This is a genomic window from Paenarthrobacter sp. 2TAF44 (assembly GCF_052114885.1).
Lineage (GTDB): Bacteria > Actinomycetota > Actinomycetes > Actinomycetales > Micrococcaceae > Arthrobacter.
On the sequence record NZ_JBFRFP010000005.1, the window covers coordinates 206,815 to 220,287 of the forward strand.

Below are 13,473 nucleotides of genomic sequence, written 5' to 3' on the forward strand. Positions count from 1 at the left end.
TTCCCCTCCGGCGGTTTTTGCGAACCTCTGGTTAGTGCACGACGGCGAAGCTCACCAGGCTTGCCCCCTCACCTTCTGCAAAGAGGGCGAGGGCAGCACTGGAGTCCGCGGGAAAGATTTGGTCGGTGATGGTCGCCCTGCCGTCCTGGGCGAAGACCTCGACGGAACAGCGATCCAGGAAGATCCGAACCCGTATCCGGCCATCTTCCAACGGCACAGCAACGCGATCCACTGACGGAAATGCCTCGTGGAATCCCACGTTGCCGGATTCGGTTCGGTCCAGGCTGAGTTCCCCCGTTGCCGGGCTGTAGGCCAGCACTGTGCGCTCTGAGCCTGCGGAAAAGACACCCGTCGCGGCGTCTCGCTGCGGGTCGGCCCGCAGCACGATGCCGACCCTTCCGGCATGCCCGGGCTCGAACTCGGCATCGATCCTCAGCACGTCCCCGGATAGCTCTTCGGGAAGCCACGTCAGCCCGGGCTCCAGCCGATTCCGGCCCAATGTCAGCTCCGTCCCCTGACCTTCGAAAGGGTCAATGGCCTCCTGTACCAGCACGGGACGCCCGCCGCGGGAAACCAGCTTCACTTCGCGAACCAGCGACATCGCGCTGCGCCAGCCGTCGGAGGGTGTCGCAGCCGCATACTGCCAGTTGTTCATCCAGCCGATCATGAGCCGGCGCCCGCCGGGTACGTTGCTGAAGGACACGGCCGCGTAGTAGTCCCGGCCCCAGTCGAGCCAGCCGTACTCGGCCATCCGGGTGTCATCGGCCTGGAGGCCTTCGGTGACGGTAGTTTCGGAATGGAACGTCACGCCGTCGAACTTTCCAACGAAGTATTGACCGCCGGAGCCGCCGGCGATACCGCCCGGGCTGAGGTTCACCACCAGAACCCACCGGGTGTTGGAGACGTCGCCGTCCACCGGAAGTTCAAACAGGTCCGGGCATTCCCACACGCCTCCGGTGGCGTTCGCCGGGCCGAAGGTGCTGAGGTATTCCCAGGACAGCAGGTCCGGTGAGCTGTACAGCACGACTTCGCGTCGGGCTGCTTCGACGGCGACCATAACCCAGTAGCTGCCGGCGTCGCCGTCGTACCAAAAGACCTTCGGATCCCGGAAGTCCGGGGAGACCCTGTCCAGCACTGGGTTCCCCGAATACTTCGTCCAGGTGGTGCCGTCGTCCGTGCTGTAGGCAAGGGACTGCGCCTGGAGGCCGGCCATGGGCGAGCCGGAGGTGTAAGCACTCGTATAGATGGCCACGAGGGGCGGGTTGTCGCTGGTGCCGAAACCGCTCGTGTTACGGACATCCACCACAGCGGAGCCGGAATAGATGGCTTCTTCATCGTCGCAGGGGATGGCCACGGGCTGCTCTTCCCAATGCAGCAGGTCCACCGAGGTGGCGTGGCCCCAGGACATGTTGCCCCACGTATCGCCCTCCGGGTTGTGCTGGTAGAAGAGGTGGTAGACGCCATTGGAGTAGAGGAGCCCGTTGGGGTCGTTGAGCCAGTTGCGCTGCGCGGAATAGTGCCACTTGGGCCGGTAGCGGCAGTCGAGGTCGGCGGTTGTATTCATGGGAGCATTTCCCTTTCGCATGAGGGGCACGCCGTGTCAGCCCTTGACGCCGCTGGAGGCGATGCTGTTGATGAAGGAGCGCTGGAAGGCGATGAAGAGCACCACCACCGGGACCGTGATGAGGGACGCATAAGCCATGACTTCGCCCCAGGAGACGTTGAGCTGGAAGAAGTATTGGATGCCGATCATGACGGGTCGGAGCTCCTCGGACTGGACCACCATGAGCGGCCACAGGTAGGAGTTCCATGCGGGCAGGAACGTCAAGATCGCCACCGTGGCTGTCGCCGGGCCTGCCAGGGGCATCACCACCAGGCGGTAGATCTTGAACCAGCCAGCGCCGTCAATCCTTGCGGCCTCGTCCAGCTCCTTCGGGATCGACTCAAAGTACTGGTGGTAGAGGTAGATGGAGAACGCATTGGCGATGAAGGGGATGATCTGGACCTGATAGGTGTCCAGCCAGCCCTTGGAGATCTCCAGGCTGAACCCATTGAGCTCAAAGAACGGCAACTGGTTCACCCACCACACCAGCGGCAGCGCCAGGGTCTGGAAGGGCACGATCAGCGTGGCCAGGATCGCCGTGAACACAATGCGCTTGCCGCGGACCTGCATCCGGGACAAAGCGAAGGCGCACAGGCTGTTGATGAAGATGCCCATCACCACCGTCACGGCCGAGACCCCGATGGAGTTGATCAGGAAGCGGGCGGCCGGCACACGGTCAAAGACAGCAGTGTAGTTGTCAAACGAGATGTTGCCGATGGGCAGGAAGGCTGCCACTGAGGACATGTCCCCGAAGATCTGCTGGTCCGGCTTGAGTGAAGACACCACCATGAACAGGAGGGGGAAGGCGGCGACGACGGCAAACAGGATCCGTACAACCATGGTGCCTGCACTGCTGAGACCCTTGGATGTGAGTGTCTCTTTCATGTCAGTCCTTCTCTCGGGTCAGGTAGCGCTGCACTGCGGAGATCAGCAGCACCAGGACGAAGAATACGAGGGAGATGGCCGAGGCATAGGATGTCTCCTGCTGCTTGAAGCCTGAGCGCACCGCCTCGAAAATGATGGTGGTGGTGGAATCGAGCGGCCCGCCCTGGGTCATGACGCTGACCTGGTCGAAGAGCCCGAGTGCTTGGATGGTGATGGTCACCAGGATCAGGGTGCGGGTGTTCTTGAGGCCCGGCCAGGTGACGTAGCGGAACTGGTGCCAGCGGCTTGCCCCGTCCAGCTGGGCTGCCTCGTACAATTCCCCGGAGATGCTCTGCAGGCCCGCGAGCCAGATGATCATGTGGAAGCCGGCGGCCTGCCAGATCGACAGGATGATGATGGCCGGCATGGACGTGGCCGGATCGTTGAGCCAGTCCGGGCCATCGATCAGGCCGAAGCTGGCCGCGGACAGGAACTCGTTGATCAGCCCGTCCTTGCGGTACATGAACAGCCACAGCAGGGACACCACCACCATGGACGTCACCACGGGAAGGAAGTACAGGGTGCGGAAGAAGTTCACGCCGCGGAACTTCTTGTTGATCAGCAGTGCCATCGCCAGGGCAAGGCCGGCCTGGACGGGCACCACCACAACCGCGAAGTAGCTGACGTTCAGCAATGCCCGCCAGAACGTGGGATCCGTGAAGAGCCGGACGAAATTGTCGGCACCGACAAACTCAACAGGTCGCGGTGACACAAGGCGGGCGTTGGTGAAGGCCAGGCCGAAGCCCAGGATCGCGGGGAGGAAGACAAAGAGCAGCAGGAGGGCGGCGGCCGGGGCGATCATTCCCCATCCGGCGATCTGCTCGCGCAGATGGCGTGGCCGGCGATGGGGTTTGCTGGGCGGTGCAGCGGAGGCGGGGGCCGCCAGGCGGCGGCCAGAAGCAGGGGGAATTCGGGTGGTTGTCATGGGGGTTCTCCGTTGACAGTCGGGGGCCGGGAGGTCCGACGACGACGGCAGGTGAGTGCCGCCGTCGCCGTTCCGTTCGGCTCGCCGGCTAGTTCTTGTAGCCGCCGTTGGACTTGATGTTGGCGTCGATCGCCTTGACCGCCTTGTCCAGGGCCGCCTTGGGATCCGCACCGGCCAGAATGTCCTGGACAGCCTTGCCGTATTCGGTGGCGATGAACGGGTAAGCCGGGGTTTCAGGCCGCAATACCGCGTACTCGCGGGAGAACTCCATGAAGATACGGTTGGCACCGCCCTCGGCGAACGCTGGAATCAGGGCGGCGGCTTCATTGGTGGCGGGGATGCCTCCCGTTGCCTTGATGACGGAAGCCACGTTTTCCGGCTTCAAGGAATAGGACAGGTAGTCCATCGCGGCATCCATGTTGTTGCAGCCGCTGGTGACGCCCCACTGCCAGGAAGCTCCGCCGATCTTGGGACCGTTGCCCAGGTCCACGCTGGGCATGACGACGAGCTCATCTCCGAGGGCGGCCCGGGCCTTGTCCCCGGCCCAGGAACCGGTGTAGAGGAGGCCGCTCTTGTTGTTCAGGAAGTCCTGGGTGGAGTCTTTCCCGCTCTTCGTCGCCATGAAGCCCTGATCCGCCAGTCCGCGGAACCATTTGGCCCATTCCACAGCTTTGTCGCCATTAAGGGCTCCGTCAGCCGACTGGTAATCCTGGCGGTTGATCAGGTCTCCGCCGAAGGACTGCAGGAACGGCGAGTACGCATAGGGCAGCCATTCGCCCGTTCCGGCAGTACCCATGTCCAACGGGTAATCCCATTTACCCAGTGCCTTGAGTTTGGTCAACGCGTCCTGGAACTCGTCCTTTGTCCATGGCTTCTCAAGGGTGGCGACCCGGACGCCCGCCGCAGCGAGATCGGATTTGCGGGCAAACATGGACAAGGCGACGTCGCCGTACCCAACCGCATAGGTCTCGCCCTGCCACTTGGCAACGGTGCTGGGGAGGTTCTTGGAAAGGTCCGCGGACAGCTTCAGCGGCGCCAGGTACTTGGCCCATGCCCAGTTGGGAACGTTGGGTCCGTCAATGTCCACGATGCAGGGAAGTTTTCCGGCTGACGCGGCCCCAACGACGGAATCGTTGTAGGACTCCTGCGGGAAAGCCTGCACCTTGATTTGCGCCTTCGCGCCGCTGCTTTTGTTATAGGAGTCCACGATCGCCTGGGTTGCCGCCAGTTCCTCCGGGTTTCCGGCGGCGTGCGTCCACATGGTGATCTCTTTGGGGCTGTCGCTTGTGGACGAGGAGCTGCCCTTGCTGCAGGCGCCCAGGCTGCCGACGAGGGCCGCCGCAGCTATGCTGGTTGCCAGGATCCGTGTGAATCGTGTGTTCATGATTCTCAATCTTTCTGCTGTTTTTGGGTGTGGATGATTGACCCGGGTCCTTCGGGGCGCAGCCGCTGCAACGGCTGCGTCCCTTTCTTTGTGGAATCCGGTGTTGTGACGTCGTGTTTTGACGTGGTCTTTCGCGTGGGTTAGTGGCTTATGTCAGTGGGTGGTGCCACCGAGCCCCGCTCTATGACAGGGCAGATGAGTTTTTTCTGCCCCGGCGGCGTGCCGGGCTTTTCAATGTCGTCCAGAAGCCGGGTAACGGCCCAGCACCCCATCTCGTAGTGCGGAAGGGCAACCGTGGTCAGCCCCGGCCACAACGAGTCTGCGATGAGTTCGAGGTTGTCCATTCCCACCACAGAGAGGTCTTCCGGGATGCGGAGGCCTGCTGCGGAAGCTGATTGGTAGGCGCCCATGGCCATGCGGTCGTTGAAGCAGAACAGGGCAGTGGGGCGATCAGGTAAGGACAGCAGTTGTGCCGCTGCTTGCCTGCCGCCCACAGTGTCCGAGAGCGCAGAGGCGACGAGTCGGGGATCTTCCGGCAGCCCGTTGCGAATGAGGGCGTTTCGGTAGCCCTCCAGCCGTCCGTGCGTGGCCGGGATGTCGTCGATATTGTTGATCATCCCGATCCTCGTATGCCCTGCAGCAGCAAGGATTTCCACTGCACTTTCTGCGGCGGCGATTTCATCCGGGACCACTGAGGAGATTGAACTGTCAGCGGAGGCCGCGTCCAGCAGCACGGTAGGGACTTCGTAGAGTTCTTCCGGAACCGTGACGCCCTGGTGGTACATACGGGCGTAAATGATCCCGTCCACTTGGTGCTGCTGGAGGGTTTGGATCTCGTGTTTCTCAAGATCGTTGTCGAGCCCCGAATTGAGCACCATCAGCAGGTAGCCCCGCTGATAGGCGGTTTCCTGGGCGCCGCGGATCATGGCCCCGGCAAAGGGTGTGGTGGTGATTTGATCACTGACGAGGCCGATGATCTGCGAACGCTGGTTCCGCAGTCCGCTCGCCAGGCGATTGGGGGCGTAGCCCAGGTCCTTGGCCACTGCCCGTACGTGTTCTTGCGTTTTGCGGTTCACGCGATCGCTGGTGGCGTCGTTGAGTGCATGGGACACCGTGGTGATTGAAACGCCGGCAGCCTTCGCCACTTCGCGGATACCTACCCTCGTCGTCATCGACAGTCCTTTGCAAAACGTTTTGGATGTTGTTTGGATCACATTACCTAAAACGTTTTGCAACTGTCAAGCAAAAAAGCACCGCAACGCCCTGGACGTCGCGGTGCTTTCTTGGGGGACGAACCTAAGCCCGCAGCCGGTACCCGCGCTTCACGACGGTTTCTATGAGCTTGCCGTCCGGAAGCGAGGAACGCAGCCGGCTGACGGTCATGTCCAAGGCGTGCACGGAACCGCGGAGGTCCAGGAGATCCGAGAGCGCTTCACGCGACAGCACCGCACCACCAGCGCCGAGCAGGGCCCGGAGCAGCAGGAGCGGGGCTGGCGCAAGATCAATCACTTCGCCGTTGATCCGCAGGCAGCGACCGCGGAGTTCGATGGTGGCGCTCTTGGTTTCCAGGCGGCGCACATGGTTCAGGGACAGGTGCTCGGTCACCAGGCGAATCAGCGCGCCCATGCGGTAGCGGTCGGGAATGAGTGGCGTCAGCCCGGCGTCGACCAGTGGCTGCGCGGTGACGGGCCCGACGGCGGCGACCGTCACGGGCCCCTTGAGCGCTTCAATAAGCTGGCGGTACAGACCCATCTCGTGCGCGGTGCTCCACATTGCGTCCACTGCGGGGGCGCTGGTGAAGGTCAGGACGTCAAGGTTGCCGTTGCACACGGCCTCGATCAGGCGCGGCAGTTTGTCCTCGCCGTCGGGCTTGACCCAACGGTAGGGCGTCACCGTCAAGACGGTGGCACCGGACATCCGGAGGCGCTCCAGCTGGCGCACGTCGGTGTAGCCGTGCAGCTGCACAGCAACGGTCTTGCCCCGGACGCCTTCCGCCAGGAGCATATCCACAAGTGTTGCTGTGGTTTCGTCACTGCTGATGCCGACGTCGGCAAGGCCGGCCGCGCGGACGGCACCGCGGGCCTTGGGTCCCCGAACGAACATGCGGCAGGCTGAGAGTGTTTCCAGGAGTTGCTCGCCGATGCCGAAGGAGTCGGCTGCCTCGCACCAGCGGCGCATGCCGTAGGCCGTGGTGGCGATGCAGATATCAGGCTTCGCGGCAATGATGGTGCGGGTGTCCTCGATGAGGACCATGTCCTCCTGCACGGGCGCGATCTTCAAGGCCGGAGCATGGAGCACGCTCGCACCACGGCGTTCCAGGGCCTCGATGAGGTCCCTGGAACGGCGATGCGAGGTGACGCCGATGCGGAACCCGTCCAGCGGCGCTTCGGTAGCTTCTGAAACGTCCGTGGCGGTTGTGACGTCTTGGATTTCAAAGGCACGTGCAACAGTCATTGATTTACTTTCAGGCTTCAAGGAGCGAAGCCGCGAGTCGGCTCAGTTCAGCGGATGCTTCGGCATGATTACGGTTGGCTTCAGCCACCCGGACCACCTCGCCTATGACCAGCACGGCCGGGTTGCTGCAGCCGGTGGCTGCCGTTTCGATCGTACCCAGATCGGCGATGGTAGTGCGCTGGCCCGGGCGGTAGCCGCGCTCCACCACGGCCATCGGCATGTCGGATTCCATGCCCGCGCGGCGCAGGCCGGCGGCAAGCTGAGGGAGGGTTCCGATGCCCATGAGGACCACGATCGTGCCGCCGAGTCCTGCCAGGTGCGTGTGTTCCTTCTCCGTCAGGGGAGCGTGCCCGGAAACGACCGTGAACATGTGGCTGACCTCGCGGTGCGTTACCGGAATCCCGGCTGCGGCCGGAACGGAGATAGCGCTGGTGACGCCGGAAATCACGCGGACCGGAACGCCGGCGGCAACACAGGCGGCCACTTCTTCGCCGCCGCGGCCGAAGACGTAAGGGTCGCCGCCCTTGAGCCGGACCACATTCTTGCCCAGGAGGGCGGCTTCCACCATGAGTTTCTCAATGTCACGCTGGGTGACTTTGTGGTGCCCGGGCTGCTTTCCGACGTCCACCAACTCGCCGGAAGTGAGGTCGGCCAGCTCCTGGTACGGGGCCAGGCGATCGTAAAACACGACGTCGGCATCGCGCAGGGCGTCCACCGCACCAACCGTGAGGAGATCCAAGGCGCCAGGTCCGCCTCCCACCAGGGTTACATGGCCCTCGATGCCTGGTGCGGGCTCGAAGGCAACCGGAATCCCGGCGCCGCCGCAGCGTTCCACCAACGGCTCCCAGCCCGTGTCGCCGTCGTCCACCACTGCTACCAGGAACGGACGCTCGGGCAGCGGACCGTCGCCGGGTGCGCCGGCAGGCGTGCTGAGACGGAACACCTTGGCCCCGGCAGCCTGGTAGCGGCGAACCGCTTGGCGGGCGGCCTTTTCGGATCCCGTGACGAGGACTTCGCGGCCTGTGAGATCAATGGTGAGCTGCATGGGTACCCCTAGTTCTCTGCGCCGACGCGTTCTGCGCCGACAGTTTCGCGGCGGACCGGGATGGTGGAGGCGATGAGCACGCCGCCCTTTTCCTCGTTCGTCGCGGGGCGGATCTGGCCGCGCTCCGGAACGAAGGAGATGGACTCGTCCTTCTGGTTGGGGGCGTTGACGAAGGAACGGAAACGGCGGAGGCGCTCCGGGTCCTTCAAGGTCTCAGCCCACTCGTCCTCGTAGGTGTCGATGTGCTTGGCCATGGCGGCTTCAAGCTCTTCGGCGATACCCAGGGAGTCGTGTACCACTACTTCCTCGACGTGCTTGATGCCGCCGTCGAGCTCTTCCTGCCAGCGCGCAGTGCGCTGCAGGCGGTCGGCGGTGCGGATGTAGTACATGAGGTAGCGGTCGATGTACTTCAGGAGTGTTTCGTCATCCAGATCCTTGGCGAGCAACTGGGCGTGTGCCGGGGTGGCTCCGCCGTTGCCGCCCACATACAGGTTCCAGCCATCAGCAGTGGCAATGACGCCGACGTCCTTGCCGCGGGCCTCGGCACACTCGCGGGCGCAACCAGAGACACCCATCTTCAGCTTGTGGGGGCTGCGCAGGCCCCGGTACCGCAGTTCCAGGGCGATGGCCATGGCTACGGAATCCTGGACGCCGAAACGGCACCACGTTGATCCGACGCAGGACTTCACCGTGCGCAGGCTCTTGCCGTACGCCTGGCCGGACTCGAAGCCGGCGTCAACCAGTTCCTTCCAGATGTCCGGCAGCTGCTCCAGGCGGGCACCGAACATATCGATGCGCTGGCCACCGGTGATCTTGGTGTACAGGTTGTACTTTTCGGCGACCGCTGCAATGACACCGAGTCCCTTGGGGGTGATTTCACCACCGGCGATACGCGGAACCACCGAGTACGTGCCGTCCTTCTGCATGTTCGCCAAGGCACGGTCGTTGGTGTCCTGCAGGGAACCACGGCCGGCATCCAGGACGTAAGCGGAGTGCTGGCTGGCCAGGATGGAGGCGATGGTCGGCTTGCAGATATCGCAACCGGCACCGGTGCCGTACTTGGCCATGATCTCCTCGAAGGAGGTGAGTTCCAAGACGCGGATGGCATCGAACAACTCCTGGCGGGACAGGCTGATGTGCTCGCAGAGGGCCTTGGAAACCTCGATGCCGGACTTCTTCAGTTCGCCTTCGAGGAGCTTCTTCAACATGGGGACACAGGAACCGCACTGGGTGCCCGCACGCGTGCAGCCCTTGAGCTCGCCGAGTTCCTGGACCGGAGCGTTGCCCTCGCAGGCACCGCAACCGTTGACGGTGTCCCGGATGGTTCCGGCGGACACGTTGTTGCAGGAGCACAGGATTGCATCATCCGGAAGCTCGGTTTCGGGAGCCTCGCCACCACCGGCAGCGCTCAGGAAGGCGCCCGGTTCGGCGGGCAGTTCACGTCCGAGCAACGGGCGAAGGCTCATGTAAGGGGAAGCGTCGCCCACGAAGATGCCGCCCAGGAGGGTCTTGGCATCGTCAGTGGTGACGATCTTCTGGTAGACGCCGCGGGCGGGGTCGGCATAGACGATTTCGAGGGAGTGCTCGGTGCGGGCGAAGGCGTCACCGAAGCTCGCAACATCCACGCCGGACAACTTCAGCTTGGTGGCCGTATCGAATCCCGGGAACGTTGCCTCGCCACCGTGAAGGCGGTCTGCAACGATCTCGGCCATAGTGTTGGCGGGGGCAACGAGGCCCAGGCACATGCCCTCGAAGTTGGCTACTTCACCGATGGCCCAGATACCATCGACCTCTGTGGCGCAGTAGTCGTTGATGACCACGCCGCCACGCTGGCCAAGCGAGAAGAGCTGCTCTTCACCCTCTGCGGCGCGGAAGAGTTCATCCCGGGGCCGTACGCCGATGGCTACGATCACCATATCTGCGTCGATGGTGCGGCCGTCGGCCATGAGGACTCCGGTGACCTGGCCGTCGTCGTCGGACAACACCTCGGAAGGGAAGACGCCGCTGTGCACTTCGAAGCCCTTGGCCTTGATCAGGCGGCCCATCGCCTGGCCGGCGCCTTCATCCAGCTGGGTGGCCATAAGCCACTGCGAGCCGTCGATGACGATCGGGTTGGCGCCCAGCTGCTCCGTGCCGGCCGCGGACTCAAGGCCGAGGAGGCCTCCACCAATCGTGACCGCGTTGACCTTGCGGCCAAGCTTTTCCGTGAGGTCGGCGATGGCCTTGTTAATGGCCCAAACGTCTTCAAGGGTGCGGTACACGTGAGTGAGCTCGTTGCCGGGAATGGGCAGGCGGGCAGCGTTTGAACCAGAAGCGACCACCAGGTGGTCGTATTCGTACTTGTTCCCTGCGGCCGTGAGGACGCTCTTGGCGGCGACATCGATCTTGACGGCGCGCTCGCCGGTCTTCAGCGTCAATGCCTCGTGGTCCCACATGGACGCCTCGCCCAACGTGAGGTCAACGTCCATTTCCGTCAATGCCTTGCTCAACGCAACGCGGTCGTAGGGGAGGTGGGCTTCTTCGGTGAGCACCGTAACCTGCCAGCCTTCAAGACCGCGGTTGTACATTGCGTCGGCGAAACGGTGGGCCGCAGGGCCGCCTCCGACGACAACGATGCGGCGCGGGTTCTCTGTACTTGAAGTGTGTCCGGTCACTGGTGGGCCTTTCGCAGATGTTGCAGACGGATCTCCGCAACTTGTGCTTCCAGCCTAGGGACGGGCAGTTTCGCTTCAGTTTCCCTTTTGTTTCGTGATCTTAACTTCTGCATCACGAACGCATTTCGCGGGGTGTGAGGTCTCTTTTACGCACCGGACACAAATGCGGACCCCCGATGAAACACCCGCGCCCTAGCTTTGAAGAGTGGCCGCAAGCGTGGCCCGGTCCGGGGGAGTGAAGGTGGAAATTGCCAGCGCCCGGACACAGTGAGAGGGGCTGAAATGACCGTAATTCTGGACCGTGCCGACGAACTGACTACTACCGCCGTTGGCGAATGGCACCGTGTGTGCCCGGTGGACGAACTCGAAGTGGCCTGGGGCGAAGCGGCACTCATCGAGGGCCGGCAGGTAGCGTTGTTCCGCATCGCACCCGGCGAAGTCTTCGCCGTCGCACAGCAGGACCCGGCCACCCTGGCCAACGTCATGGCCCGCGGCATTATCGGGTCCCGCGGCAGCCGGCCGACCATTGCGTCGCCGCTGCACAAAGAGGTTTACGACCTCGAAACCGGTGAGTGCTTCACCGATCCGGACCTCAAGCTCGCAACCTTTGCCACCCGCCTTGTGGATGGCTACATCGAGGTCGAACTCTAAGAACCCGCCAGACTCCGGCGGCTACAAGCCCAATGCTTCGCGGACATCCCGAAGGACATCGTCCAGGGATGTCCGCGCTGCTTGGCGGGCAGCTGGAAGCTCTGCTGCCGACTCCACAGCCTGGATGACCTCCAGGTAACACTTGAGCTTTGGTTCCGTGCCGCTGGGCCGGATGATCACGCGGCTCTGGTCCCGTGTGAGGTAGAGGAGCCCATCCGTGGGCGGCAAGGATTCGCTGCCTTCGGCAAGATCGGTGAAAATCTCGACGGCGGAGCCTCCAAACGCTTCCGGCGGGTTGACCCGCAAGCGGTTCATCATGGCATCCAGGAGCCCCAGGTCAGCCACACGGATGCTCAACTGGTCACTCGCGTGCAGCCCGTGCACCAGGTACAGCTCATCCAGGGTGTCGAAGATCGTCTTGCCCTCGGCCTTGGCGGTTGCCGCTAATTCCGCGATCAACACGGCCGCTGAGATGCCATCCTTGTCCCGGACCAGATCCGGCGCCACACAATATCCCAGCGCTTCCTCATACCCGTAAGTGAGTCCTGGGACGCGCGAAATCCACTTGAAGCCCGTGAGTGTTTCCTCATGGGCATAGCCCGCCGCAGCCGCAATGCGTGATAACAGCCGCGAGGACACTATCGAGTTGGCGAAGACGCCTGCCCGGGGTTCTTCACCGGCGCCGGCAGCCATGCGCGCAACGATGTGTGCGCCCAGGAGTGCACCAACTTCGTCCCCGCGCAGCATCCGCCAAGCCCCGGTTGCGGGGTCAACCGCAGCAACTGCGGCCCGATCGGCGTCGGGATCGTTGGCCAGGACGATGTCGGCACCCAGGTCCGCCGCGGCCGCAAGCGCCAGGTCCAGGGCGCCTGGTTCTTCCGGGTTGGGAAATGCGACGGTGGGGAAATCGGGGTCAGGTTCGGCCTGCTCAGCGACGAGGGTGACATCCGTGAAGCCCGCCGCGTTCAGTACGGATACGGCCGTTTCGCCGCCCACACCATGCATGGGGGTGAGGACGATCTTCAGGTCCCGCGAGGGGAAGTGCTCTGCATCCACCAGACCTGCCATCGCCGCTTGGTAGTCCGTGGCAATGGAGCTGGGAAGTACTGTCCAGCCAGCCGCGGCCAGGTCGATCGACGCCAGGGTGCCCACGTCCGCAATCTTTTCCGCAATCTGAGCATCGTACGGGGCCACGATCTGTGAACCCCGGCCGCTCTCAGTCACGGCGTGCCGGCCAAGATAAACCTTGTAGCCGTTGTCCTGCGGCGGATTGTGGCTCGCGGTGACCATCACGCCGCCATCGCAATCCAGCGCCCTGACCGCATAGGCGAGCAACGGCGTCGGGAGTGCTGCTGGCATCAGGAAGGTCTCGATGCCAGCCGCAGTGAAGATCGCAGCCGTCTCTTCCGCGAAAATGACCGAGTTATACCTGGCGTCAAAGCCGACGACGGCGCGGGGCCGGGTACCCGGCGCAGCTGCAGCGACCACTTCGGTCAGGAAACCAGCCAAGCCAGCCGCTGCCCGGCGCACCACCACCCTGTTCATCCGGTTGGGACCTGGGCCGAGAGCCGCTCGGAGGCCGGCAGTGCCAAACTGCAGGGTGCCGTTAAAGCTGTCGCCCAATTCCTGGACTGCTCCCGCGTCACCGCCGCTGGCGAGGTCGGTGAGCTCAAGGAGAGCGGCCGACGTCGTGGGGTCCGGATCATGGGAAGCCCATTCACGGGCGTCGGTGAGCAGCTGGTTAAGGGCGGCATCGCTTGATGTCATAGGGACAAAACTATCCTCATTGCCCACGTCAAAGGCAACGCGGGGTCAGATATGGCCCATAAATCC

Annotated in this window: 10 protein-coding genes; 1 reads left to right on the forward strand and 9 read right to left on the reverse strand. The window is 63.5% G+C overall.

All coding sequences use genetic code 11. The features are described from left to right. Positions 1-31: 31 nt before the first annotated feature. The 8 genes from AB4Z15_RS07735 to nirB form a co-directional block, all read right to left on the reverse strand. The gene (locus AB4Z15_RS07735) at positions 32-1,564 is read right to left on the reverse strand and encodes a glycoside hydrolase family 32 protein (protein ID WP_442016800.1); all 1,533 of its coding nucleotides are present in this window, start codon (positions 1,562-1,564) and stop codon (positions 32-34) included. 36 nt (positions 1,565-1,600) lie between these two features. Further along, positions 1,601-2,488 (reverse strand): carbohydrate ABC transporter permease, encoded by an 888-nt coding sequence (locus AB4Z15_RS07740; RefSeq protein WP_442016801.1) that lies wholly within the window; start codon positions 2,486-2,488, stop codon positions 1,601-1,603. 1 nt (position 2,489) lies between these two features. After that, a complete protein-coding gene (locus tag AB4Z15_RS07745) occupies positions 2,490-3,452 on the reverse strand; it encodes a carbohydrate ABC transporter permease (RefSeq protein ID WP_442016802.1) in 963 nt (320 codons plus the stop codon). Between the two features lie 88 nt (positions 3,453-3,540). Continuing rightward, positions 3,541-4,836, reverse strand: a complete 1,296-nt coding sequence (locus tag AB4Z15_RS07750) for a sugar ABC transporter substrate-binding protein (protein WP_442016803.1) — start codon at positions 4,834-4,836, stop codon at positions 3,541-3,543. Positions 4,837-4,976: 140 nt separating this feature from the next. Next, on the reverse strand, positions 4,977-6,008 hold the full coding sequence (locus tag AB4Z15_RS07755; protein ID WP_442006267.1) for a LacI family DNA-binding transcriptional regulator: 1,032 nt from the start codon (positions 6,006-6,008) through the stop codon (positions 4,977-4,979). Positions 6,009-6,132: 124 nt separating this feature from the next. Beyond that, positions 6,133-7,290, reverse strand: a complete 1,158-nt coding sequence (locus AB4Z15_RS07760; RefSeq protein WP_442016804.1) for a uroporphyrinogen-III synthase — start codon at positions 7,288-7,290, stop codon at positions 6,133-6,135. A gap of 10 nt (positions 7,291-7,300) precedes the next feature. Next, complete coding sequence (cobA, locus tag AB4Z15_RS07765) at positions 7,301-8,335, reverse strand: uroporphyrinogen-III C-methyltransferase (protein ID WP_442016805.1); 1,035 nt, start codon at positions 8,333-8,335, stop codon at positions 7,301-7,303. A gap of 8 nt (positions 8,336-8,343) precedes the next feature. Beyond that, positions 8,344-10,989 (reverse strand): nitrite reductase large subunit NirB, encoded by a 2,646-nt coding sequence (nirB, locus tag AB4Z15_RS07770; protein WP_442016806.1) that lies wholly within the window; start codon positions 10,987-10,989, stop codon positions 8,344-8,346. Between the two features lie 282 nt (positions 10,990-11,271). Here nirB and nirD point away from each other — a divergent pair, with 282 nt between their 5' ends. After that, positions 11,272-11,640 (forward strand): nitrite reductase small subunit NirD, encoded by a 369-nt coding sequence (nirD, locus tag AB4Z15_RS07775; protein ID WP_442016807.1) that lies wholly within the window; start codon positions 11,272-11,274, stop codon positions 11,638-11,640. A 21-nt stretch (positions 11,641-11,661) separates the two neighbouring features. On the opposite strand, the gene AB4Z15_RS07780 is transcribed toward nirD, so the two are convergent. Then, positions 11,662-13,407, reverse strand: coding sequence for a phospho-sugar mutase (locus AB4Z15_RS07780; protein WP_442016808.1), 1,746 nt, complete (start codon positions 13,405-13,407; stop codon positions 11,662-11,664). Positions 13,408-13,473 lie beyond the last annotated feature (66 nt).

Excerpts from the sequence above, each read along its gene's own strand:
- AB4Z15_RS07735 (WP_442016800.1), bottom strand. The coding sequence starts at position 1,564 with ATGAATACAACCGCCGACCTCGACTGCCGCTACCGGCCCAAGTGGCAC.
- AB4Z15_RS07740 (WP_442016801.1), bottom strand. The coding sequence starts at position 2,488 with ATGAAAGAGACACTCACATCCAAGGGTCTCAGCAGTGCAGGCACCATG.
- AB4Z15_RS07745 (WP_442016802.1), bottom strand. The coding sequence starts at position 3,452 with ATGACAACCACCCGAATTCCCCCTGCTTCTGGCCGCCGCCTGGCGGCC.
- AB4Z15_RS07750 (WP_442016803.1), bottom strand. The coding sequence starts at position 4,836 with ATGAACACACGATTCACACGGATCCTGGCAACCAGCATAGCTGCGGCG.
- AB4Z15_RS07755 (WP_442006267.1), bottom strand. The coding sequence starts at position 6,008 with ATGACGACGAGGGTAGGTATCCGCGAAGTGGCGAAGGCTGCCGGCGTT.
- AB4Z15_RS07760 (WP_442016804.1), bottom strand. The coding sequence starts at position 7,290 with ATGACTGTTGCACGTGCCTTTGAAATCCAAGACGTCACAACCGCCACG.
- cobA (WP_442016805.1), bottom strand. The coding sequence starts at position 8,335 with ATGCAGCTCACCATTGATCTCACAGGCCGCGAAGTCCTCGTCACGGGA.
- nirD (WP_442016807.1), top strand. The coding sequence starts at position 11,272 with ATGACCGTAATTCTGGACCGTGCCGACGAACTGACTACTACCGCCGTT.
- AB4Z15_RS07780 (WP_442016808.1), bottom strand. The coding sequence starts at position 13,407 with ATGACATCAAGCGATGCCGCCCTTAACCAGCTGCTCACCGACGCCCGT.